Genomic DNA, 22,387 nt, shown 5'->3' with positions numbered 1-22,387 from the left:
CTCAGGTAAGGATCAGGAGCGCGCAAGCGTTCTCGGCAATGCGGTTGGAGGTATCGATGGGTCAGGTGATGTTCGTGGTGTGGCGGGAGAGCGTCGAGGCGTTGCTGGTCGTCGGCATCCTGTATGCGTGGTTGAAAAACGGTGATGAGAATGCGCGGCGTGGCTTGCCTTACTTGTGGGCGGGTGTCGGCGCGGGTGTGCTCGCGGCGATCGCGCTGGGCGCCGCACTGGTCGGCTTCACTGAGGTGCTGTCCGGCGATGCGCAGGACTATTTCCAGACCGCGATCGTGCTGATCGCCTGTGTGCTGATCGTGCAGATGGTGCTGTGGATGAAGAAGCATGGCCGCACGCTCAAACGCGACATGGAACAATCGCTGCAGAAGAGCACGCAGGACGCGAACTGGTGGGGCATTACGCTGCTCGTCACACTCGCGATCGCGCGTGAGGGGAGCGAGACGGTCATCTTTTTGTACGGGGTCGGTTTTGGGCAATCCGGGCATGTCGCGGTGACTCAGGTGCTCGCCGCGCTGATCGGCCTTGCGCTTGCGTTCCTGACGTTCTATGTGCTTCAGCTGGGCGGCAAGATCTTCTCGTGGCGGCTCTTTTTCCGCGTCACCGAAATCATGCTGCTTTTTCTCGGTGCGGGCCTGTTCGAGACGGGCGTCGACAAGCTGATCGACAAGGAATTCCTGCCGACCATCATCGACCAGGTGTGGAACACGTCGGGAATGCTCGACGATTCAAGCACATTCGGCTCGCTCGTGGCGACGCTCACCGGCTATCGCGCGCACCCGGCGCTGATGAATCTGATTGCTTATGCGGTGTACTGGGCGGTCGTGTATCTGTTGATGCGCCGTGCGCAGCGGCCGGTCGCGCAGCGGCAGGCGGGGCGCGCCGCATGAGCAGCGTGCTGAGCCGCCAGGGCCGGCTTGCCGAAGTCGGTTTGTGGATGCAGCGCAACGGCGCTGCCATCCGCGGCATTCAGTGGGTGGTCGTCGCGGTCTACGCATTTCTGATTCTGGTCCCCGCATTCACACCATTGCCGGGCGATAGCGCGCATCTGTGGAACAACCTCACGCTCGCTGCGCAGTTCGTGTTCTGGGGCATCTGGTGGCCGTTCGTGCTGCTGTCGATGGTGCTGCTTGGGCGCGTGTGGTGCGGCGTGCTGTGCCCGGAAGGCGCGCTCGCGGAGTTCGCCAGCAAATTCGGCCGCGGCCGCGCGATTCCGCACTGGATGCGCTGGGGCGGCTGGCCATTCGTCGCGTTTGGCATCACGACCATCTACGGTCAGATGGTGAGCGTCTACCAGTATCCGAAGGCAGTGCTGCTGGTACTCGGCGGATCGACCTTTGCGGCGATGATCATCGGATTGCTGTACGGCCGCGAGAAGCGCATCTGGTGCAAGTACCTGTGCCCCGTGAACGGGGTTTTTGCGCTTCTGGCGCGGCTCGCGCCGTTTCACTACAAGGTCGACGAAGAGGCTTGGCGACGCTCTTACAAGCAGGGCGAGCACGGTCATCGCGTGATTCCGATCAACTGCGCGCCGCTTGTGCCGCTGCGCAATATGAAAGGCGCAGCCCCATGCCATATGTGCGGGCGTTGCGCGGGCCATCGCGATGCGATCGCGCTGACGTGGCGCAAAGCCTCGTCGGAAGTCGTCGATCTCGGCGACAAGCAGGCGAACGCATGGGATACCGCGCTGATCCTGTACGGCCTGCTGGGTATCGCGATCGGTGCATTCCACTGGACCGCATCGCCGTGGTTCATCGGCGTCAAGCAGTTCCTCGCAACGTGGCTGATCGATCGCGACATCACATGGCCGCTCGAAACCGATCATGTGCCGTGGTTCCTGTTTACGCATTACCCGGAGCAGAACGACGTCTTTTCGTGGCTCGACGGCACGATGGTGATCGGCTACATCCTCGTGACGGGGTTTGTGTACGGTACCGTGCTGCTGGCGTTGATGGCCGGCGCCGCGCGTACGCTCGGCCGCTTTGACAGGACGCGGTTGCATCATCTTGCGCAGGCGCTGATTCCGATCGCGGGCACGGGCGTATTTCTCGGCCTGTCGGCGACCACGCTGTCACTGTTGCGCGCCGAGCACGTGCCGCTCTTCTGGGCATCGGATGTGCGGCTTGCGATTCTCGCGATTGCCAATCTGTGGAGCGCGTGGCTCGCGTGGCTCGTCACGCGCCGCTACAGTGCGCGGTTTTTGCAGCGCGGGTTCACAATGGTATGGTTCATGGCTGCATTGGCGGTCGTCGATAGCGCGTGGTGGCTGATGTTCTGGGGCTGGGCGCACTGACGGTGCGCCAGCCAACCGGAGGAGACACCTGTGAGAAGCAAACTTGTTTTGACTGACGACGACGTCAGGAAGATGGCCGCCGCGGCCGAAACGCACGCGGCCGCGAATCAGTGGCACGTGACCGTTGCGATTTTCGACGAAGGCGGTCATCTGCTGTATCTGCACCGGATGGACGGCGTGGCGGCAAGCACCGTCGAAATGGCGATCGGCAAAGGCCGTACCGCGTTGCTCGGGCGCCGTGAGACCAAGGTCTACGAGGACATCATCAAGCAGGGGCGCACCGCGTTTCTGAGTGCGCCGCTGGTGGCAATGGTCGAGGGCGGCGTGCCGATCATCGTGAATGGCGAGGTGGTCGGATCGATTGGCGTGTCGGGCGTGAAGTCCGACCAGGATGCGTCGATTGCTCGTGCGGGCATTGCGGCGCTGGACGAAGCCGGCGCGCACTGATAACCGACGCCTGACGGCGACGCGCGGGCCGCTGTCGAGGCCGAGGCACTGCTGCAGGCATTTCAAAAAAACAAACGCCGTGCGGTGTTTCCATCGGCACGGCTTCTGCTATTCATCGCAATGCGCGGCGCGCGGGCGCAATGGCCACTTGAACGCGTTGCTGTGAGTGAGAACCCAAAAAAGCGGCCTGGCTGGCTTCGACGGCTGGCTTGGTGTCTGCACGAAGGGGTCTAGATCTTGCGTGCAAGCCGTCGTGGCTGGCTAAAGCCCAACACCTCTCGCAGAGGTGGTCCCCACAATACCCGGTGATGACTCATTCGCTGCGCTGTCGCGCCGCGGTTACATCGTTCGCTACTTCGTCAGAATCAGTTTGCCCAAACGCGTTTCGCGCAACTGGTACGTTTCGCCGTTGTGCGTGATGCTGATATGACTGCGGCCCTGCAGCAGCGCGTCGCTGCGAATCACGCGCTCCGTGGCGGTCGTATCGGACGACGCGCTATTCGCGCGCTCCGGCCGTTCCGCGGACGGCGTTGCTGCCGATGCGCTGGCCTTGCTCGCACGGCTAGTCGTCAAGGCTTGCGCCGCGGGGCGGCGCAGGCTAAGCGTGGAAGAGCGCGTCAGGTTCGTCATTCGTGCCATCGGTTGTTCGATTCGATGGAGTTGATTCTAAATGATAACCATTCCTATTCACAAGAAAGCGAAATTCATCGGAATCGCGTTCCGATAGGGACGTACAAAGTGGATGTAAGCGGCGCCTGCTCCCGAGCGGCGAAGCCAGCATGCAGGTTGGAGCGCACGCCAATGTCAGTGCAACTGATTCGGCGCATTCAGCCCGAGGATGTATTCGCGAATCAGCCGCACCGTATCGATGTCCGACTCGCGGTAGGCGGATTTGACGATCTCCTGCGTCTGGCGAACGTCGTTATCCGCCGGCCGTTCTTCAGTGGTCGGCAGCGTGGTCTGATATTCGAAGCGCAGAAAGAGTTGCAGCGGGTCGGGCTGCTCGATGGTCATCGTTAGCGAGCCGCCGACGTGCGACGCGGTCGCCATGATGTCGTAGCGCACGCTTTCCTTCGGCAGCAGCGTGACGTGATCGTGCACGACCGCATGGCCGTAGTGCAGTTCGCGTTCGAGCGTGCTTTCGGTGCGCGACAATATCGTGCAGCTGTCCAGTCCCAGCACGAATAGCTGAGGCTGTTCAGCGCGCAGTACGAGGCCTTCCCAAAGCTGGTCGCGCGTCATTTTTTCGACGAGCGGGTTCAGCGGATCGTTGATCTGGACCAGGTGTTCGAAGTTCAAAGCGACAGCTTCCTGTTAGCGCGCAATGTGATCAAGCGACGGTCAAACCCGTGCGAATCGCGATCGGGCGCGTCAGGATCTTGTGCACCGGGCATGCATTGGCGATTTGCAGCAATCGCTCCCGCTGCTCATCGGACAAATTGCCTTCAAGCGAAATCTGTCGATCGATCGTCGATCCTTCGTCGCCGGTTTCGATCGACAATGTGACGCGCACATCGTCAAGCGCCCAGCCTTTACGTTGCGCATACATCTTTAGCGTAATCGACGTGCATGCGCCGAGACTCGACAGCAGCAGCCCGACCGGCGTCGGCCCGCGATCACCGCCGCCCAGCGATTCGGGTTCATCGGCGAGCCACGTATGGGCGCCGTCGTCGAAAAGAACCTTGAAATTCGTCGAGCCGATGTGTGCGGTGACCTTGGACTCTGCCATGTATGCTCCTGGACGGATGGAATGCAACGCGCGGCGCAAAGCGCCGCGCGCGGGCGAACTGCCGGGTAAGTGGCCGGGGTAGTCGCCAGGTGAGTCGCTATTGTGACCGAAATCGCGCTGAAGGTCGTATCGACGTGACGCACGCGCGCCAGCGCAGCACGCAAACCGCGCGCAAACCGCACGCGATCAGTGCGTAATCAGTGCGTGATGCGGCCCATGCGGCCCGCCTGGTAGTCGATCACAGCCTGGCGGATTTCGTCCTCGGTATTCATCACGAACGGGCCGTAGCGCACCACGGGTTCGTTGAGCGGTACACCGCCGAACAGCAACACATCGAGTGGCTCGTCGCCGGCTGCGAGCGTGATGCTGTCGCCGTCGTTGTCGAACACGATCATTTTCTGCGCAGCGATCGCCTGACGGCCTTCTCCGTACAAGCCGGTTCCCGACAATCCATATGCAAATACCCGATACTCGCGCGGCACCGGGTGCACGATTTGCGCGCCCGGTTGCAACGTGAAATGCTGGTACAGAATCGGCGTGCGCGTTTCGATCACGGCTTTCGCGCCAAGCGCTTCGCCTGCAATCACCTTGACGCGGACATTGCCGTCTGCTGACGTCGCGACCGGAATGCGCGTCGAAGGGATTTCCTGATAGCGCGGCTCGATCATCTTGTCACGACGCGGCAGGTTCACCCACAACTGCAGCCCATGGACGCGGCCGCCCGTTTGCACGAACGAAGGATCAGGCATTTCGCTATGCACGACGCCCGCACCCGCGGTCATCCATTGCACATCGCCCGCATGCAGCGTGCCGGAATGGCCTGCTGAATCCTTATGGCCGAATTGTCCTTCGAGCACGTAGGTCACGGTTTCGAAGCCGCGGTGCGGATGATCGGGGGCGCCTTTCGCTTCACCCGGCGCGTAGTCGACCGGCCCCATTTCATCGAGCAGCAGGAACGGGTCGAAGTCCATCAGCATGCGGGTCGGAAACGGGCGGTGGACGATAAAGCCACCGCCTTCGGTCGTGCGAACGGCGGGATACGTGCGTTCAATGGTGCGCGTCGAGCTCATCAAAAGTCACCTCAGAAAAATGGGGAATAGCGTTGTTTTTGAAACGTAGGGCTATTATATGGACCGCTTTTGGCGGTTGAAGTGGCCCTGCCGCAATGGATTGTTCTGCTAGTGGAACGATGACATGAAGATCGATTCGCATAACCTGAACGACCTGATGTACTTTTCGCAAGTCGTCGAACATGGTGGATTTTCCGCTGCCGAGCGCGTGCTCGGCATCTCGAAGTCGCGTCTGTCGCGCCGTCTGACCGAACTGGAAGGCTCGCTCGGCGTGCGCCTGTTACAACGCTCGACGCGCAAGCTCGCGCTGACCGAAGCCGGTCACCTGTTCTATCAGCACTGTCAGGCGATGCTGGCGGAGGCGCAAGCGGCCGTGAACGTGGTACAGCAGCTGCGTTCGTCGCCGCGCGGCACGGTGCGCGTCAGCGTGCCCGTTACCGTGTCGCAGACCATTCTTTCGCAGATTCTGCCCGAGTTCATGCATCGCTACCCGGAAGTCCGCGTGGTGATGCGCGTGACGAACCGCGTCGTCGATCTGTTCGAAGATTCAATCGATGTCGCATTGCGCGTGCGTTCAGATCCGCCGGATAGCTCGAACATCGTCGTGCGGCCGCTATGGCGCACACAGCAGATGCTGGTCGGCGCACCGAGCCTGTTAGGCCAGAATGCGCCGCCGCTGCAACCGTCGGATCTGAACCGTTTCGAGACGCTTGATACACCGACCAACGACGGCCGTCACGTATTCAGTCTGATTGCGCCGGATGGCACACGGCACGTGCACGAGCACGAGCCGCGTCTGGTCACCGCCGATCTCGTGATGGTGCGCGAAGCAGCGCTGGCGGGTGTCGGCATCGCTGCGCTGCCCGAGATGATGTACGGAGCCGCACTGCGCTCGGGATTGCTGTCGCCGGTGATGCCGGGCTGGACGCTGCCGTCGCCACAACTGTATGCGGTGTTTGCGTCTCGCCAGGGGATGGTGCCGGCGGTGCGGACTTTCGTCGACTACCTCGTTGAAATGCTCGACCCGGAGGAAGGCAAGTTCATCACGGGTGAATGCCCGGCGAGCGTCGCGCAAGAGTATGCGCGAGCGGAAGCGCTACAGGCGCAATAGGTACTGCCAGGCATCTTCAACGCGGGAACGGAGGTCGCACGGTCGTGCTGCATTGCACGGGGTTTGATTTAGGTATTCGAGCGTGCGCGTCGATCACTACTTTCAATCGCCGTTTGCTTGAATGCATGCGCTGGCGGGCCTATATTGAAATCCCATTCGCAAGGGAGCTTCCTATGCGAAAACTCATGGCCGCTATCATAGCGAGCCTGATAGGGCTGATCGCGCTGTCCGTGACGACCACGGCCGTCGCATGCGGTGATGCGAGCTACTCTTCCGATGGCAAGTAATCCCGCCGCCCGAATGCGCCGCGTGCGCAACGAAAAAAGGCCTTCATCCGACGATGAAGGCCTTTTACTTTGGCTACTTCAACTGCATCCGGTGGCGAAGCTTTGAAGGGAGTGCTGAAGGGGCGTTGGAACTGCGTCGATTCCATGGAGCGGGGCGGTGGGGCCGCATCACGCGGCCGACCGATCAGTCTCAGGGCTTCGGCTGCGTCACGAAACCGATTTTCGTTAGGCCGCCCGCCTGTGCCGCGGACATCACGTCGGCGACTTTTTCGTACGCGACTTTACGGTCCGCATTCAGATGCAGCTCCGGTTGCGGCGTTTGCTGGGCCGCTGCGGCGATCTTGGCGCGCAGTTCGTCGTCGGAGATCTTTTTCTCGTCCCACATCACATTGCCGTCCGCGTCGATCGACACGGTGACCTGTGCCGGCTTCGTGTCTTCCTTCTGACTGCTCGCGTGCGGCAAGTCGATCTTGACCGCATGACGTATCACCGGAATCGTCACCATGAAGACGATCAGGAGAACCAACATGACGTCGACGAGCGGCGTCATGTTGATTTCGTTCATCAGGCCGTCGTCATCATCGCCGGCGAAAGGGCTCATTGCCATCGAAGTGCCTCGTCAATCAGTTCGCGTTGGCGGCGTGGGCCGGATGGCGTGCCGTCGCGAGCCGCAGACCATCTGCGCCGCGCCTGGACGACGACAGGCGGGCACCCGTGACGAAGAATGCGTGCAGGCCGTGCGCGAAGCGGTTCAGCTTTGTGACGATCGCCTTGTTGGCGCGCGTCAGCGCGTTATAGCCGAGCACCGCGGGAATCGCGACGAACAGACCGGCCGCGGTCATGATCAGCGCTTCGCCCACCGGGCCCGCGACCTGATCGATCGACGACTGGCCGGTCGCACCGATCGTCAACAGCGCGTGATAGATACCCCACACGGTGCCGAACAGGCCCACGAACGGCGCGGTACTGCCGATCGACGCGAGAATCGCGAGGCCGCTTTGCATGCGCGCGACGCAATCATCCATCGTGTCTTTCAGGCAGCGCGTGATCCAGTCGGAGACATCCATCCGGTCATGCAGATGCGGCTGCGTCTGATGATGGTGATCGGCGGCTTCCTGGCCCGACAGCGCGAGCGCAAGGAACGGGTTGTCCTGCGGCGTCGATGCGCTGCCACCGAGCTTCTTGATGCCATCGGCCAGATCGTCGGAATGCCAGAACGCGCGCTCGGCATTTTTCGTTAGCCGGTTCAGACGCATCACGCCGAGGCTTTTGACGACAATCACGGTCCACGACAGCACCGACATGATCAGGAGCGCGAGCGCGATGCCGCGCGTCACGAAATCCCCTTGCGCCCACACATGGGCCATACCGTAGTTTTGCATTGCCATTCCTTCTTTTTAAAAACTGCATCAGCTCGACGGTTCAGTCGGGTTCAGTCGAGTTCAGTCTTTCAGGCCGAACTCGAACGGCTGGGTATAAGTTGCGCGGATCGGCTGGCCATTTTCCAGATACGGCTGGCACGAACTCGAGCGCATCGCCGACAGCGCGGCATCATCGAGGCGGTCGAAACCGCTGCTCTTCTTCAATTCGATATTTTCGATCTTGCCGGTCAACCCGACCACGAAGCGCACGAACGCCGTGCCGCTTTCGCCGCGGCGGCGTGACAAGGCCGGATAATCCGGGGCAGTGATGCTGCAGTCCAGATGCGACACGCTTTTCGGCGCGGACAGCGCGAGTGTTGGTTTGCCGGCCGCGGGCGCAGCCGGTTCCGCTGGTGCGGCGGGCGCGGGCGGAGCGGGCGGCGCCGGCTCGGGTGCGGCGATTTCGTGCTGTGACGGCGCGGCCGCTTCAGGCAGCGGCGTCGGCTTGGGCACCGGCGTCGGGCGCGGTTGAACCTTCGGCTTCTCGCGATGTACCGGTGGCGTGGGTTTCGGTGGCGGCGTCGGGTTTGACTGAATCGCCGCGGGCGCGGCTACCGGTGGGGCGGGCGGGCTCAGCAGTTCGGCCGTAATCGAGCGAAGTTCGACCGGTTTCGGCAATGGCTTTTCCCGCATCGTCAGTGCAATGACGATGAGCACCGCGTGCGCAATCAAAACCGCCGCGACCGCCGTAATGAAACGCGGATTGAACCGGACAACACCGGTCAGCGGGAAGCCCGCCGTGGTAGGAGAGGAAGCCTGCATGTTAGGGGAGCGGCGCGCTGTCGACGCGGCACGTCAGGCGGAGCAACGTCATTTGCGGAGTATCAGCAGCGAAATGCACAGCGTTATGACAAAACCGATCAGCAATTCCATCTCGAACTCCTCGAGGAATCGTGTCGCTGGCTGACTGACCGTTGGCTTGCTGACGGCGATTGGGCGCGGAGACTGCCGCGCCGGCAGATTTACGCGGCCTTGCGCTCGTAGAAAGTCATCGGCATGGCCTGGACTGCCGACTCGACGCCGCAGCGGCTTGCGCAGACGCCGCTTTGAGCCATGACATCGCGCACCGATTCCTCGCATTTGCCGCAGCAAATGGCGACGCCAAGCTCGAACTGCAACTCGTCGAAGGTATCGATGCCTTCGGCGATCGACGCCCGGATTTTCCGGTCGGAAACAGATTTGCACACGCAGACAATCATGGTGGATCGCGATAGGCAACGTTAATGCGAATTATTATCATTTTCTGGGCGCGGTTTGGCAAGTGCTTCGTGTGGAATTTTGTAACAAAACCAGCCCGTTGGCAGGGTTTTCGCTCACCGGAAGTGGCGTGGCGCACGTTTACATCGAAGCCTGCAGCGCAAAAGCCGGGATGTGTCCCGCAAACACAGGGACGAAGCGGATGGTGCAGAGGCACAGAGCAGGCGTTCGTGCAGATTGCGCGGCCGGCTGCTTCCTGCGGTCAGGCGGGCTCCGGTTCCGGGCGGGAGCGGGGCAGCAGGTCGGCGAGCAGGCCGGTGCACGTAGCGGCCGTCGCGTCGACTTGAGCGGCTGTATGAGCGCTTGCATACGCGTCAAGCTCGATCGTCCGACGAGACGGGATGACCACGCGCTCGACCGGCGCATCCATCGCGAGCAGGGTCGTCGACAGTTGTCGCAGATGCGCACCGTCGCTGGTCGAGCAAAAACGCGGTGTGCCGACCGCCGTGCGGGCAACCGCAGCCAGACCGTGTTGTTCCAGCACGCGTTCCAGTTGGCGTGCGATCGCGACGCTAGTGTCGATCAGCGCAAGCCGGTCGCCGACGATATCGCGGATCGTCGCATCCAGAAACGGGTAGTGTGTGCAGCCGAGCACGAGGGTGTCGGCGCCGGCATCGAGCATCGGCTGCAAATAGCTGGTCAGCAGCGCGCGCAGTTCGGTGGAATCGAGGTCGCACCGTTCGATCGCTTCCACGAGACCGTGGCCCGGCTGACAGAGGAACGTGCAGTCAGCCGCATAGCGCTCGTGCAACGCGAGAAACCTGGCGCTGCGCAGGGTGACCTGAGTCGCGAGCACGCCGGCGACGTGCGTCTTCGACTGTAGTGCCGCTGGTTTGATGCCAGGCTCGACGCCAATCACGGGAATGGGGAGCCGCTCGCGCGCGAGCGCGATCGACTGCGCGGTGGCCGTATTGCACGCGACCACCAGTGCTTTCGCACCCTGCGCGATCAGCCATTCGCCGATCGCCAGCGTGCGGTCCGCGATAAAGTCGTCGTCGCGTGCGCCGTATGGCGCGTAGAGCGAATCCGCGACGTAGATCACCTCTTCTTCGGGCAGTTGCGCGCGCACTGCCCGCAACACCGAGAGTCCGCCCAGGCCCGAGTCGAAAATGCCGACTGGCGCATGTGCAGCGGCCGGCGTGGCACTTAAAGTGGACGAGACAAATAGTGAATCAGTCATGGAAAGAGGAAGCGCTCAGGACGATATTCACGCGGCGCGCGCGACCGGTGCACGGTCACGATGCGCCGCGCTCTCAACAGGCTGAACGGCTAAACGCACGGTATGACGCATGGCCACACGCGTGCCGCGATGCAAATGGCCGGCAGTTTAACAGCACACAAGCGGGACACAGGCAGATGCACATATAGCGCGCGTTCCTTATCGAACGCGACGTTGCGTTCACGACTCCATCGAGTCGCCCATACCGGATTGCTGGTAGTTCTGAATACCGACCTTGTCGATCAGGTCGAGCTGTGTTTCGAGCCAGTCGATATGCTCTTCGGTGTCTTCGAGGATCGATACGAAGATTTCCCGCGACACGAAATCGCGCACCGTTTCGCAATAGGCGATGGCTTCCTTGCAGGTGGCCTGAGAGCCTTGCTCGAGTTTCAGGTCGCACTCGAGAATCTCTTTGGTTTCCTCGCCGACCAGCAGCTTGTGCAGGTCTTGCAGATTGGGCAGCGCGTCGAGCATGAAAATACGTTCGATCAGTTTGTCGGCATGTTTCATTTCGCCGATCGACTCGTCATATTCATGCTTGCCGAGCTTGTCGAGGCCCCAATGATTCAACATCCGCGCATGCAGAAAATACTGGTTGATCGCAGTCAGTTCGTTCTTCAACTGGGCGTTCAGATATTCAATAACCTTCTTATCGCCTTGCATGATGGTATTTCCTCTTGGAGACTTGGCAGATTTGATTTTCCACAACAATAAACGTCCGTTTCGAAAATGCCAAGGACCGATGTTGCTGTTGAGAATCGTTCTCGCGACTTGAATGGCGAGGCGCCGCGGACGATAAAAAAGCCGGGCCCGAAGCTCCGGCTTGGCTACGTTCAAACAGCGGATCAGACCTGGACGGTGGCGACCGGAATCTTGCCGATCTTCGCCTGCCATTCCTTCGGCCCGGTCTGATGAACCGAGGTGCCGTTCGCGTCGACCGCGACCGTCACCGGCATGTCCTGCACGTCGAATTCGTAGATCGCTTCCATGCCGAGGTCTTCGAATGCGAGCACTCGCGCGCTGCGGATCGCTTTCGACACCAGGTACGCGGCGCCGCCCACGGCCATCAGGTACGCGGCCTTGTGCTTCCTGATCGCCTCGATGGCCACCGGGCCGCGCTCGGCCTTGCCGATCATCGAGATCAGGCCGGTCTGCGCGAGCATCATGTCGGTGAACTTGTCCATCCGCGTCGACGTCGTCGGACCTGCCGGGCCGACGGCTTCGTCGCGCACCGGATCGACCGGGCCGACGTAGTAGATCACCCGGTTCGTGAAATCGACCGGCAGCTTCTCGCCCTTCGCGAGCATATCGGCGATGCGCTTGTGCGCAGCGTCGCGCCCCGTCAGCATCTTGCCGGAAAGCAGCAGCGTCTGGCCCGGCTTCCAGCTGGCGACCTCCGCCGGCGTCAGCGTGTTCAGATCGACGCGCCGGCTCGTTTCGGTATTCGCGGTCCATTGCACCTTCGGCCACGCATCGAGAGAGGGCGCGTCGAGCTTCGCGATACCCGAACCGTCGAGCGTGAAGTGCGCATGACGCGTCGCCGCGCAGTTCGGGATGATCGCGATCGGCTTGCTGGCCGCGTGCGTCGGCGCCGCCATGATCTTCACATCGAGCACGGTCGCGAGACCGCCCAGCCCCTGCGCGCCGATGCCGAGCGCGTTCACCTTCTCATGCAGTTCAACGCGCAGTTCCTCGATCCAGTCCCGCGGGCCGCGCGCGATGACCTCCTGGATGTCGATCGCGTCCATCAGCGATTCCTTCGCCATCAGCATCGCCTTCTCGGCGGTGCCGCCGATGCCGATGCCCAGCATGCCCGGCGGACACCAGCCTGCACCCATCGTCGGCACCGTCTTCAGCACCCAGTCGACAATCGAATCGGACGGATTGAGCATCGCGAACTTCGACTTGTTCTCCGAGCCGCCGCCCTTCGCGGCCACCTGCACGTCGACCTTGTCGCCCGGCACGATCTCGTAGTGGATCACCGCCGGCGTGTTGTCCTTCGTGTTCTTGCGCGGCCCCTCGGGGGGACTCACGATCGACGCGCGCAGCACGTTGTCCGGATGCAGATAACCGCGGCGCACGCCTTCGTTGATCATGTCGGTGACGCTCATCGTCGCGCTGCCTTTTTCGCTGCCCCAGCGCACGTCCATGCCGATCTTCACGAACACGGTGACGATGCCGGTGTCCTGGCAGATCGGCCGGTGCCCTTCGGCGCACATGCGGCTGTTGGTCAGGATCTGCGCGATCGCGTCCTTCGCGGCGGGGCTTTCTTCGAGTTCGTAGGCGCGGCCCAATGCCTGAATATAGTCCTGCGGATGGTAATAGCTGATGTATTGCAGCGAATCGGCAATGCTTTGAATCAGGTCTTCCTGTTTGATAACGGTCATGGCTAGCTCAGTGGGGACATGGGCGCTTTTAATCGTGATCGCAAATGTTGCGCGGTCACTCATGCGCCTTCAAGGGAGGGGAAATCGGTTGCCGTCCGGGCGGCTCGTGAAAGTGCTCGGGATGCGTACGCGTCGTCAGGCGGTCGACCCACGCCATCGCCACCGCCGACACGAGGAACGACATGTGAATGATCACCTGCCACAGGATCGTGTGCTCGCTGCGCTGGTCGGGATCGATAAAGGTCTTCAGCAGATGGATCGATGAGATGCTGATCAGCGCCATCGCGAGTTTGACCTTCAGCACGCCCGCATTCACGTGATCGAGCCACTCCGGCTCATCGGGATGACCCTCGACACCGAGGCGCGACACAAAAGTCTCATAACCGCCGACGATCACCATGATCAACAGATTCGAGATCATCACCACGTCGATCAGGCTCAGCACGACGAGCATCGTGCTGGTTTCGTCGAGCGTCATCGCGGATGTGACGAGGTGCCAGACTTCCTTCAGGAAAAGCACCACGTAGACCGCTTGTGCAACGATGAGGCCCAGATACAACGGCACCTGCAGCCAGCGGCTCATGAAAATGACGGACGGCAGCGCACGCATGCGTCGGCGTGTCGGGCGGCGGCCGGGATCGGGATTCGAGGCGGACATAGGCGGTCAGGATGGCGGAGGAAGGCGGCGGTAACGGTTGCTTACGGGCTGCGTCGGACTTCTTCAGGGCGTGCGCCAGGCGCGACATTGTACCGCGACACCCGTCGGCACTGCGCTTGCCGCGATAATGGCTGCGGGTTCGCTCGTGAGCGGTTTGACACCTGTCGAAGTTCCTGCAGCCGACGCAACATCCAATTGAATCCAACGCTCACCGCGAGCGTCGCGATTGAGATGACGAAAGGCGATGCCGGAAGTCGCGATGGACGCGCGGCAGATTGACCCGGCGTGCGCGTTGCGCCGACGCTGGAACGGGAATGACCAGTTCAGTTAGCATTACAGGAGCGCGCTTAGGTCAGCGATGCGCGGGAATACAGACGACGGCGAGATTCGCGCACGGCCTTGCGAACCGCTTGCATGATTTGCGAACGACAGCCGCTGCGTTTTGCATGGCTTCGTGTCGAGTTCCCGATGTCTTGTATAGGGGATGACCCGAATACGCGAAGCTGCGTAAGTGCACGGTAAGTTGCAACGCTTAACTTGCCGGATGAGGTGGCGAAAGATGTTGCAGCCGGGCCGGCGATCCGTTTCGCCACGAACGTGTTATATGAAGTGCACATGAAGCGTGCCAATGTTGCATCGCCGCATGCCGGTTTGCTGTGAGGGATGCGTGTGGGTTGCGAATCGCGAGGGTTTGCAAGGATTTGCGAGGCCGTTTCGTTGCACGAGGGTCGTGAGACCGGCGCCGCGACGGCGCCATGACGACAATGCGCGATAGCGCGACAACGCACGGCGAACCGTGTCGCGTCACGCGGGCACAAGGTTTACGTTTCATCTTCACCAAGGGGTAGTCGATGTCAGCGATTGAATCCGTTCTTCAGGAACGCCGCGTGTTTCCGCCGTCCGCCGAAACGATGAAGGCGGCCTCGATATCCGGTATGGACGCGTACCGCGCACTCGTCGCCGAAGCGGAGCGCGATTATGAAGGGTTCTGGGCGCGTTTGGCGCGCGAAACGCTCAGTTGGCACAAGCCGTTCACGAAGGTACTCGACGAATCAGATGCGCCGTTTTACAAGTGGTTCGAAGACGGTGAACTGAATGCGTCGTACAACAGCCTTGATCGGCACGTTGAAGCGGGCCATGGCAATCGCGTCGCGGTGATCTTCGAAGCGGATGACGGCACGGTCACGCGCGTCACCTACCAGGACATGCTGCAGCGTGTGTCGCGCTTCGCCAATGCGTTGAAAAAACGCGGCATCAAAAAGGGCGATCGTGTCGTCATCTATATGCCGATGTCGATTGAAGGCATTGTCGCGATGCAGGCGTGCGCGCGTATTGGCGCGACGCATTCCGTCGTATTCGGCGGCTTCTCGTCGAAATCGCTGAATGAGCGTCTCGTCGACGTCGGCGCGATCGCGCTGATCACCGCTGACGAGCAGATGCGCGGCGGCAAGGCGCTGCCGCTGAAGAACATCGCCGACGAAGCGCTCGCGATGGGCGGCTGCGACGCGGTGAAGAGCGTGATCGTGTATCGCCGCACGGGCGGCAAGGTCGCGTGGAACGAAGGCCGCGACCTGTGGATGCATGAAATCGCGCAAGGCGAAAGCGACCAGTGCGCACCGGAATGGGTCAGCGCCGAGCATCCATTGTTCATTCTGTACACGTCGGGTTCGACCGGCAAGCCGAAGGGCGTGCAGCACAGCACGGGTGGCTACCTGCTGTGGGCCGCACAAACGGTGAAATGGGCGTTCGACTGGAAGCCCACCGACATCTTCTGGTGTACCGCCGACATCGGTTGGGTCACCGGCCACAGCTACATCGCGTACGGGCCGCTCACGCTCGGCGCAACCCAGGTCGTGTTCGAAGGCGTGCCGACCTACCCGAACGCGGGCCGCTTCTGGGACATGATCGCGAAGCACAAGGTCACGCTGTTCTATACAGCGCCGACGGCGATCCGTTCGCTGATCAAGATGGCCGACGCGGACCCGAAGGTGCACCCGAAAAGCTATGACCTGTCGTCGCTGCGCGTGCTTGGCACGGTTGGCGAGCCGATCAATCCGGAAGCGTGGATGTGGTACTACGAGCAGGTTGGCGGTTCGCGCTGCCCGATCGTCGATACCTGGTGGCAGACGGAGACCGGCGGCCACATGATCACGCCGCTGCCGGGCGCGACGCCGCTCGTGCCCGGTTCGTGCACGCTGCCGCTGCCGGGCATCATGGCCGCGGTGGTCGATGAAACCGGCCAGGACGTACCGAACGGGCAGGGCGGCATTCTGGTGGTGAAGCGCCCATGGCCGTCGATGATTCGCACAATCTGGGGCGACCCGGAGCGCTACAGGAAGAGCTATTTCCCCGAGGAACTCGGCGGCAAGCTGTATCTCGCCGGCGACGGCAGTATCCGCGACAAGGACACGGGCTACTTCACGATCATGGGCCGGATCGACGACGTGCTGAACGTGTCGGGTCACCGGCTCGGCACGATGGAGATCGAATCGGCGCTAGTCGCGAATCCGCTGGTCGCGGAGGCGGCGGTGGTCGGTCGTCCGGACGATACGACCGGCGAAGCGGTATGCGCGTTCGTCGTGCTGAAGCGTACGCGTCCGGAAGGCGATGAGGCGAAGCAGATCGCCAACGACCTGCGCAACTGGGTCGGTAAGGAGATCGGGCCGATCGCGAAGCCGAAGGACATCCGCTTTGGCGACAACCTGCCGAAGACGCGTTCGGGCAAGATCATGCGGCGTCTGTTGCGCTCGCTGGCGAAGGGCGAAGAGATTACGCAGGATGTGTCGACGCTCGAGAATCCTGCGATTCTCGATCAGCTCGGCGAGTCTCGCTAAGGCGGACAGGCGGGCGGACAGGCGGGTCGAAATGCCCGCCTGAGCGAAGCAGTACAGCACCAACACGACCGCAGTATGACTGCGGTTCAACAGGCCGTTGCGCGGACAATCCTGATTGCGTGCGCAACGGCTTTTTGTTAAACAGGCGCATGGCCGCGCCGCACCCCCATTCCCGACAGACGATCAATCCGCTGCCCGAACCGCCGCCGGTTTCGGACGCGATGGCGCGCGCGCATCAACGCTACTGGCGTTTCAATCTGATCCTGATCGCCGCGCTGATGGTGATCGGCTTTAGCGTGTCGTTCATCGTGCCGATCGCGTCGAGCGGACTGACGGGCGTGCGGCTGTTCGGGTTCAGTCTGCCGTTCTACGTCGGCGCACAAGGGGCGATTCTCGTCTATCTGGCGTTGATCGTCGTGTATATCGTTTCGATGCAATTCGCCGACCGGGCTTTGCAGCGCGCCTTCGAAGCGGATGCCGCCGCGCGGCAAGCGAATCGATGAAGCTCGCGCATCGGTTGATCCGCTCGTATTCGATCTACACGCTCGGCTTTCTGCTCTTTATCTATATTGCGTGGCGCATCGAAGCGGCGATCGGGCCCGGCATGTGGGTCGGCTACGTGTTCCTGTTTGTGCCGATCGCGGTGTATGCGGTGATCGGCTTGCTATCGCGCACGTCGGACCTTGTCGAATACTACGTGGCCGGGCGGCGCGTGCCGTCCGCGTTCAACGGGATGGCGACGGCGGCGGACTGGCTTTCCGCCGCGTCGTTTATCGGTCTTGCCGGTTCGCTCTACGCGACCGGCTATGACGGCCTCGCGTACATGATGGGGTGGACGGGCGGCTACTGCCTGGTTGCGTTTCTGCTCGCGCCTTATGTACGCAAGCTCGCGCGCTACACGATTCCCGATTTTCTCGGGACGCGTTTTTCGAGCAACCTCGTGCGCGGGCTCGCGGCGCTTTCGGCGATTCTCTGCTCATTCGTGTATCTGGTTGCGCAGATTCAGGGAGTGGGGCTGATTGCGACGCGCTTTATCGGCGTCGATTTCGCGATCGGGATTTTCTGCGGGCTGGCCGGCATTCTGGTGTGCTCGTTTCTCGGCGGGATGCGTGCGGTGACGTGGACGCAAGTCGCGCAATACATCATCCTGATCGCGGCGATTCTGATTCCGGTTGCGATGATCGCGCATAAGGATGGACTCGGCTGGGTGCCGCAGTTCAACTACGGACGTGTGATGGAGCGGGTCGAAGCGCTCGAGCGCGACGTGCGCCATGCGCCGCAGGAGCGGGCGGTGCGTGATGTGTATCGACGGCATGCCGCGCAGATGCAGGCGGAGATCGACGCGTTGCCTCAGTCGTTCGACGATCAGAAGCGCGGGTTGAACCAGCAACTCGACAACTTGCGCCGACATAGCGGGCCGTTGCGCGAGATTGCGAACCTCGAGCGCAATCTCGAGCGATTTCCGCGCGATGCGGCGGCGGCGCGAATCGTATGGACGCAGCAGCGCGATGAACTGCTCGCACTCGCTGCGCCGCCCGTACCGATGCACGAACCGTTTCCGGATCAAAGCGAAGAAGAGCGGCGTGTACACAAGCGCAATTTTCTGTCGCTGCTGCTGTGTCTTTCATTGGGGACGGCGAGTCTGCCGCATATTCTGACGCGCTATAACACGACGACGTCGGTCGCGTCTGCGCGGCGGTCGGTCGGATGGACGTTGTTTTTTGTCGCGCTGTTCTATCTGACAGTGCCGGTGCTCGCGGTGCTGATCAAGTACGACATCTTGACGAACCTGGTGGGCGACCGTTTTTCGGATCTGCCGCAGTGGGTGATGCAGTGGCGCAAGGTCGAACCTTATCTGATCAGTATTTCGGATCTGAATGGCGACGGCATCGTGCGCTGGAGCGAGGTTCAGATGCAGCCGGATATGGTCGTGCTGGCGGCGCCCGAGATTGCGGGACTGCCGTATGTGATGTCGGGATTGATTGCGGCGGGCGCGCTGGCCGCGGCGCTTTCGACCGCGGACGGGTTGCTGCTGACAATTGCGAATGCGCTGTCGCACGATGTCTACTATCACATGGTCGATCCGGAGGCGTCGAGCCAGCGGCGGGTCACGATATCGAAGATTCTGCTGTTGGGCGTCGCGTTGTTTGCGTCGTATGTGGCGTCGTTGAATACGGGGAATATTCTGTTTCTGGTGGGGGCGGCGTTTTCGCTGGCGGCGTCGAGTCTGTTTCCGGTGCTGGTGCTTGGGGTGTTCTGGAAGCGCACGACCCGGCTTGGCGCGGTGACGGGAATGGTGGCGGGGCTGGCGGTGTGTGTGTACTACATCGTGTCGACGTATCCGTATTTCACACAGATGACCGGATTCGCGGGGCCGAAGTGGTTCGGGATCGAGCCGATTAGCTCAGGCGTGTTTGGGGTGCCGGCGGGGTTTGTGGTGGCGATCGTCGTGAGTCTGTTTGATCGGAAGCCGGATGCGTATACGCGGGCGCTGGTTGACTATATTCGGCATCCTTGATGGGGCGTGTGGCCATCAGTCATCCGGGATATGGGCGGGCGTCGAGGAGTTTGCTATAATGCGCGTCCCCGCCGGAGAGATGGATGAGCGGTTTAAGTCGCACGCCTGGAAAGCGTGTATAGGTTAATAGCCTATCGGGGGTTCGAATCCCCCTCTCTCCGCCAGGAACGAATAGAAAAGGCTCCGCAAGTGCGGAGCCTTTTGCTTTTAAGAACCGGTTCATCCGTCTTGCCTCTCGACGAGGCGCCGTGTCTAAGCCGCGGGTTCGGCCCGCGCTACCCAGCGGGCCAGATACAACATCAGCGCCTTGACGCCTTCATGCCGCCGACAATGGAAGCGGCGAGAACCAGCGCGAACCATAGTGCAAAAAAGAGGTTTGCTGCGTTAGGATTTGTATCGAACAGACTGCCCGGACCTCGAATCATACCGAGCAGGTAAAGGCCGCCCCAAGCAAGAACCGTCGCCGCAATCGCACCGATTATCGACCCGCAAAGGATTCGCAACAGTTTCATTTCACGGGAAAAAATAAAATGGTCTTTGAGTTACGGAAGTCGGATCAGATTCCCGGAACGACTATGTTCCATCTCATTCGCATCCCTGTCCCGAACCCTGTCAGCTTTTCGCCATTCCACAGGTCAATGTGACGACCGCTTGCGTCGCCTACTGATTCACTGCCGCGCGTCCAATAGCCATCGAACATGATGACACCGGTACGCCCTTTACTCGGGATACCCAATCCGCGCCCGTGACGTTCTCTGGTTTGCCAATTCCGGCAATTGGTTGCAGCTTCAGCCATTCGCCAAGTTCATTTGCGCGTGTCGCAGTTGCCTTCCCGTCCAGCATGATGCGTCCTATGTCTTTCTTTCCGGGTAGGGGCTTCATCACTTTTTCCGAGAAGGACTTCATCTCGATTCCGACACGATGAAACGTTACGCTCATGCGGATCGCGCATTGATCCTTGTACGCAGGGTTGTCGTAGGGGTTCCCACTAGGATAGCTATCCCACAGTTCCTGAAAAGTCACTGCTTTCAACTGCACAACCTTTACTGAATTTGGCGTCGAGTTGGTTCGAACTACGGTTGGTCTGTTCGGCATGGGTCAACCCTCACTTGTCTTTATAAGAGCGGCGCCGCCCCAATAAACGGTGTACTCGTCAGCGTTGTCGCCGGTCACCATGCGCGGCAACGCGCCGCCCGACTCGACGCGACCAGAGAAGACACGACCGTCCGCCATCTCGATGAAGTACGGATAGCCGTCGAGACTGGCAGTAGGCGTGGTAGCGCGTATTTGTTCGTTGAACGGTGTGTTATCAGCCGCAGCCTCGTCCAAACCTGCTAACACTGCGTCACCGCTTGTCGTCGCACGAGATATGATTTCTCCACGTGTCTCACGTCATATCGTCATACCACGCTTCCCCCGCGAGCTTGGCGAAGATGCGCGGTGGTGTCGGACAACTGCATACGACTACGTCGTCATGTGCTGCAACTTCGCTAATGAAGATACTCATACGACGCGGGCCACCGTCCCTGGCGATATAGCCGGTCGTCTTGCAGACAGGGCAGTAAGCTGCCCCGCCTATAAGCGCGGCCTGATGTCCACCAATCAGAAATCGCGGTCCTTGATAATCGCATATCTCACCATCATTACTGAGCCTGTCACCGACGACTGCAATCCAACGCATCATAGATGTATCCTGTTATCTATTTCGTTATGCTTTATTTTTTGTATATGTATAAGATTCCTGAATATTGAATCCACCCGTGATTGGATGAGACCGCCAGCATACGAAGGAGACCGGGAACGCGCAACCGGACACAGACACTCGAAGTGTCAACATCAACAAAATTTTGCAGCATCGTAAAATTACGATTGGGGATTGCGCTCTATTCTGCAAAGTGCAGCGCGCGGTGTGCTGGAACAGGCTTGGTGACCGGAAAATTCTCGCGCATTGCCAGAAAGTTGCTCCAAGATTTCTTCTCGAATCTCGATAATCAGTCGCTCTCGTTGGACGCAGGCTCGTTGCGATTACGCGAAGTGGGCTGGCTGTGTCCTTTACCAACAACACCTGCCAATACGATCCACACTTATCGCGGTCACAAGCGACAAGCGCGTCCATTGACATACGCGACGAAGGCTCTTTGTAAATATCGAGCGATTGCAAACTCGAACCCCATGCGCCACCCCCGCAATTCGACCCCTGCCCACCTCGCTGAACAACTTCTCCACCCGATGTATAGTCGCGACCTCTCCGTCTCTCGCGGCGAGTTGTCTTGCGATTTGTTAGGAATCTGGAGGATCTATGGCATTCAATCATCGTGGCTTTCGAGTCACTGTCGATGTGGCTCCGGACGCGTCAGGGACTCAATGGCATTGCGAGGCCAGCATTGAGGGCATTGAAGAGCGTACCCGGCAAGCCCGCATTGAGGGCGTCGACCTGACGTTTTCGAAGTTGAAAATTGACGTGCTGATGGCAATGAGCATGATCGAACACAAGGCGGTGTCATCCATTGACGAATGGCATACGGAGCACCTTGCGGTTGACGGACAATCCCGTGAACTTCACTGACCGACCCTGCTGTCCGCATTCGTAACAGTGGTGACAATCATGTCGTGGCGATGCCCGGTCACGACATCGAAGGGGGAGACATATTGACGCACCCCGCGAGTGAGGCAGTCACGATGATGCTTACACTCGACGAAAGAAAAGGAGCCGCCATACCTTACGGCTTTCATCGCACCCAGGCTTCGGGTAAGCTAAAAAACAATCAAAACACCGGAGGGGGCGAATGACACTCAGAATCACAGCGGTCACAATCAATCGCGACGTTCATCCGAACACGGTCTTTGTGGTCCTGCAAAATCCGGCAGGAGAATCGGCTAAAGTGCAGATCCACTTTGAGACCAGCATGAACGTCAACGACTTCACGCTAAAGGAACTCGAGCGGCTCGCTCATGACGAGTTAAAACGTCTCGAAGAGTGACCGGCGTCAAAGGGAAGCGCAGTTCAAGCACCATGCATCGCGGCGCTTCCCGAACTATTGACCTTTCCATAAATCATGACGTCACCACAAGGTTGCCTGAATCCAGCACGCGGCGATGATCGAAGGTCGGTGCTGAGCGCTTTTGAGCTTGTTGCGAGCGACG

General features: G+C 60.6%; 23 protein-coding genes, 1 tRNA gene and 1 pseudogene. 10 read left to right on the top strand and 15 right to left on the bottom strand.

Annotated elements, in window-relative coordinates; all coding sequences use genetic code 11:
* Positions 1-56 precede the first annotated feature (56 nt).
* Genes HV796_RS32950 through HV796_RS32940 form a run of 3 tightly spaced genes read left to right on the top strand, consistent with a single transcriptional unit; the run spans position 57 to position 2,752 of the window.
* The gene (locus tag HV796_RS32950; RefSeq protein WP_175232086.1) at positions 57-902 is read left to right on the top strand and encodes an FTR1 family iron permease; all 846 of its coding nucleotides are present in this window, start codon (positions 57-59) and stop codon (positions 900-902) included.
* Complete coding sequence (locus HV796_RS32945) at positions 899-2,305, top strand: 4Fe-4S binding protein (RefSeq protein ID WP_175232085.1); 1,407 nt, start codon at positions 899-901, stop codon at positions 2,303-2,305. Before HV796_RS32950 ends, HV796_RS32945 begins: the two co-directional genes overlap by 4 nt.
* 30 nt (positions 2,306-2,335) lie before the next feature.
* Positions 2,336-2,752 (top strand): GlcG/HbpS family heme-binding protein, encoded by a 417-nt coding sequence (locus tag HV796_RS32940; protein ID WP_175232084.1) that lies wholly within the window; start codon positions 2,336-2,338, stop codon positions 2,750-2,752.
* A gap of 351 nt (positions 2,753-3,103) precedes the next feature.
* Here the strand turns inward: HV796_RS32940 and hemP are convergent, their stop codons facing one another.
* The 4 genes from hemP to HV796_RS32920 form a co-directional block, all read right to left on the bottom strand.
* Positions 3,104-3,382, bottom strand: coding sequence for a hemin uptake protein HemP (gene hemP, locus HV796_RS32935; protein ID WP_175232103.1), 279 nt, complete (start codon positions 3,380-3,382; stop codon positions 3,104-3,106).
* A 174-nt stretch (positions 3,383-3,556) separates the two neighbouring features.
* The gene (locus tag HV796_RS32930; RefSeq protein ID WP_175232083.1) at positions 3,557-4,051 is read right to left on the bottom strand and encodes an SRPBCC family protein; all 495 of its coding nucleotides are present in this window, start codon (positions 4,049-4,051) and stop codon (positions 3,557-3,559) included.
* A gap of 31 nt (positions 4,052-4,082) precedes the next feature.
* Positions 4,083-4,481, bottom strand: coding sequence for an OsmC family protein (locus HV796_RS32925; RefSeq protein ID WP_175232082.1), 399 nt, complete (start codon positions 4,479-4,481; stop codon positions 4,083-4,085).
* A 197-nt stretch (positions 4,482-4,678) separates the two neighbouring features.
* Positions 4,679-5,551, bottom strand: a complete 873-nt coding sequence (locus HV796_RS32920; RefSeq protein ID WP_175232081.1) for a pirin family protein — start codon at positions 5,549-5,551, stop codon at positions 4,679-4,681.
* Positions 5,552-5,675: 124 nt separating this feature from the next.
* Between HV796_RS32920 and HV796_RS32915 the strand changes: the two genes are divergently transcribed.
* Positions 5,676-6,662 carry a LysR family transcriptional regulator gene (locus HV796_RS32915; protein ID WP_175232080.1) on the top strand — a complete coding sequence of 329 codons (987 nt, stop codon included), beginning with the start codon at positions 5,676-5,678 and terminating at the stop codon, positions 6,660-6,662.
* 477 nt (positions 6,663-7,139) lie between these two features.
* On the opposite strand, the gene HV796_RS32910 is transcribed toward HV796_RS32915, so the two are convergent.
* The 8 genes from HV796_RS32910 to HV796_RS32875 form a co-directional block, all read right to left on the bottom strand.
* Positions 7,140-7,556: an ExbD/TolR family protein gene (locus HV796_RS32910; protein ID WP_175232079.1), complete on the bottom strand. Its 417-nt coding sequence runs from the start codon at positions 7,554-7,556 to the stop codon at positions 7,140-7,142.
* A gap of 16 nt (positions 7,557-7,572) precedes the next feature.
* Positions 7,573-8,331: a MotA/TolQ/ExbB proton channel family protein gene (locus HV796_RS32905; RefSeq protein ID WP_175232078.1), complete on the bottom strand. Its 759-nt coding sequence runs from the start codon at positions 8,329-8,331 to the stop codon at positions 7,573-7,575.
* Between the two features lie 60 nt (positions 8,332-8,391).
* Positions 8,392-9,132: an energy transducer TonB gene (locus HV796_RS32900; RefSeq protein ID WP_175232077.1), complete on the bottom strand. Its 741-nt coding sequence runs from the start codon at positions 9,130-9,132 to the stop codon at positions 8,392-8,394.
* Positions 9,133-9,332: 200 nt separating this feature from the next.
* Positions 9,333-9,569 (bottom strand): (2Fe-2S)-binding protein, encoded by a 237-nt coding sequence (locus HV796_RS32895; protein ID WP_175232076.1) that lies wholly within the window; start codon positions 9,567-9,569, stop codon positions 9,333-9,335.
* A gap of 260 nt (positions 9,570-9,829) precedes the next feature.
* Positions 9,830-10,807, bottom strand: coding sequence for a glutamate racemase (murI, locus tag HV796_RS32890; protein WP_175232075.1), 978 nt, complete (start codon positions 10,805-10,807; stop codon positions 9,830-9,832).
* A 219-nt stretch (positions 10,808-11,026) separates the two neighbouring features.
* Positions 11,027-11,509: a bacterioferritin gene (gene bfr, locus HV796_RS32885; protein ID WP_175232074.1), complete on the bottom strand. Its 483-nt coding sequence runs from the start codon at positions 11,507-11,509 to the stop codon at positions 11,027-11,029.
* Between the two features lie 182 nt (positions 11,510-11,691).
* Positions 11,692-13,233: a fumarate hydratase gene (locus HV796_RS32880; RefSeq protein WP_175232073.1), complete on the bottom strand. Its 1,542-nt coding sequence runs from the start codon at positions 13,231-13,233 to the stop codon at positions 11,692-11,694.
* A 55-nt stretch (positions 13,234-13,288) separates the two neighbouring features.
* The gene (locus HV796_RS32875; RefSeq protein WP_175232072.1) at positions 13,289-13,891 is read right to left on the bottom strand and encodes a TIGR00645 family protein; all 603 of its coding nucleotides are present in this window, start codon (positions 13,889-13,891) and stop codon (positions 13,289-13,291) included.
* A gap of 851 nt (positions 13,892-14,742) precedes the next feature.
* On the opposite strand from HV796_RS32875, the gene acs reads away from it, so the two are divergent.
* The 4 genes from acs to HV796_RS32855 all read left to right on the top strand — a co-directional run bounded on the left by acs (position 14,743) and on the right by HV796_RS32855 (position 19,407).
* Positions 14,743-16,725, top strand: coding sequence for an acetate--CoA ligase (gene acs, locus HV796_RS32870; RefSeq protein ID WP_175232071.1), 1,983 nt, complete (start codon positions 14,743-14,745; stop codon positions 16,723-16,725).
* Positions 16,726-16,874: 149 nt separating this feature from the next.
* On the top strand, positions 16,875-17,228 hold the full coding sequence (locus HV796_RS32865) for a DUF4212 domain-containing protein (RefSeq protein WP_175232070.1): 354 nt from the start codon (positions 16,875-16,877) through the stop codon (positions 17,226-17,228).
* Positions 17,225-19,243 (top strand): sodium:solute symporter family protein, encoded by a 2,019-nt coding sequence (locus HV796_RS32860; protein WP_175232069.1) that lies wholly within the window; start codon positions 17,225-17,227, stop codon positions 19,241-19,243. The genes HV796_RS32865 and HV796_RS32860 overlap by 4 nt, the downstream gene beginning before the upstream one ends.
* A gap of 73 nt (positions 19,244-19,316) precedes the next feature.
* Positions 19,317-19,407: transfer RNA gene (locus HV796_RS32855), tRNA-Ser, on the top strand.
* A 392-nt stretch (positions 19,408-19,799) separates the two neighbouring features.
* Here HV796_RS32855 and HV796_RS32850 read toward each other — a convergent pair.
* The 3 genes and pseudogenes from HV796_RS32850 to HV796_RS44335 form a co-directional block, all read right to left on the bottom strand.
* Positions 19,800-20,338, bottom strand: a pseudogene (locus HV796_RS32850) (type VI secretion system amidase effector protein Tae4).
* Between the two features lie 3 nt (positions 20,339-20,341).
* A complete protein-coding gene (locus tag HV796_RS44340; RefSeq protein ID WP_246356160.1) occupies positions 20,342-20,572 on the bottom strand; it encodes a hypothetical protein in 231 nt (76 codons plus the stop codon).
* A gap of 58 nt (positions 20,573-20,630) precedes the next feature.
* Positions 20,631-20,924: a PAAR domain-containing protein gene (locus tag HV796_RS44335; RefSeq protein ID WP_246356161.1), complete on the bottom strand. Its 294-nt coding sequence runs from the start codon at positions 20,922-20,924 to the stop codon at positions 20,631-20,633.
* A gap of 618 nt (positions 20,925-21,542) precedes the next feature.
* Between HV796_RS44335 and HV796_RS32840 the strand changes: the two genes are divergently transcribed.
* Both HV796_RS32840 and HV796_RS32835 read left to right on the top strand, forming a co-directional pair.
* Positions 21,543-21,809, top strand: coding sequence for a hypothetical protein (locus HV796_RS32840; RefSeq protein WP_175232068.1), 267 nt, complete (start codon positions 21,543-21,545; stop codon positions 21,807-21,809).
* A 220-nt stretch (positions 21,810-22,029) separates the two neighbouring features.
* A complete protein-coding gene (locus HV796_RS32835; protein WP_175232067.1) occupies positions 22,030-22,224 on the top strand; it encodes a hypothetical protein in 195 nt (64 codons plus the stop codon).
* The last annotated feature ends 163 nt before the right edge of the window (positions 22,225-22,387 follow it).

Source organism: Paraburkholderia humisilvae (assembly GCF_902859855.1).
Taxonomy (GTDB): domain Bacteria; phylum Pseudomonadota; class Gammaproteobacteria; order Burkholderiales; family Burkholderiaceae; genus Paraburkholderia; species Paraburkholderia humisilvae.
Note: the sequence above shows the minus strand (reverse complement) of the source record. Positions and strands in the feature narration are given on the sequence as shown.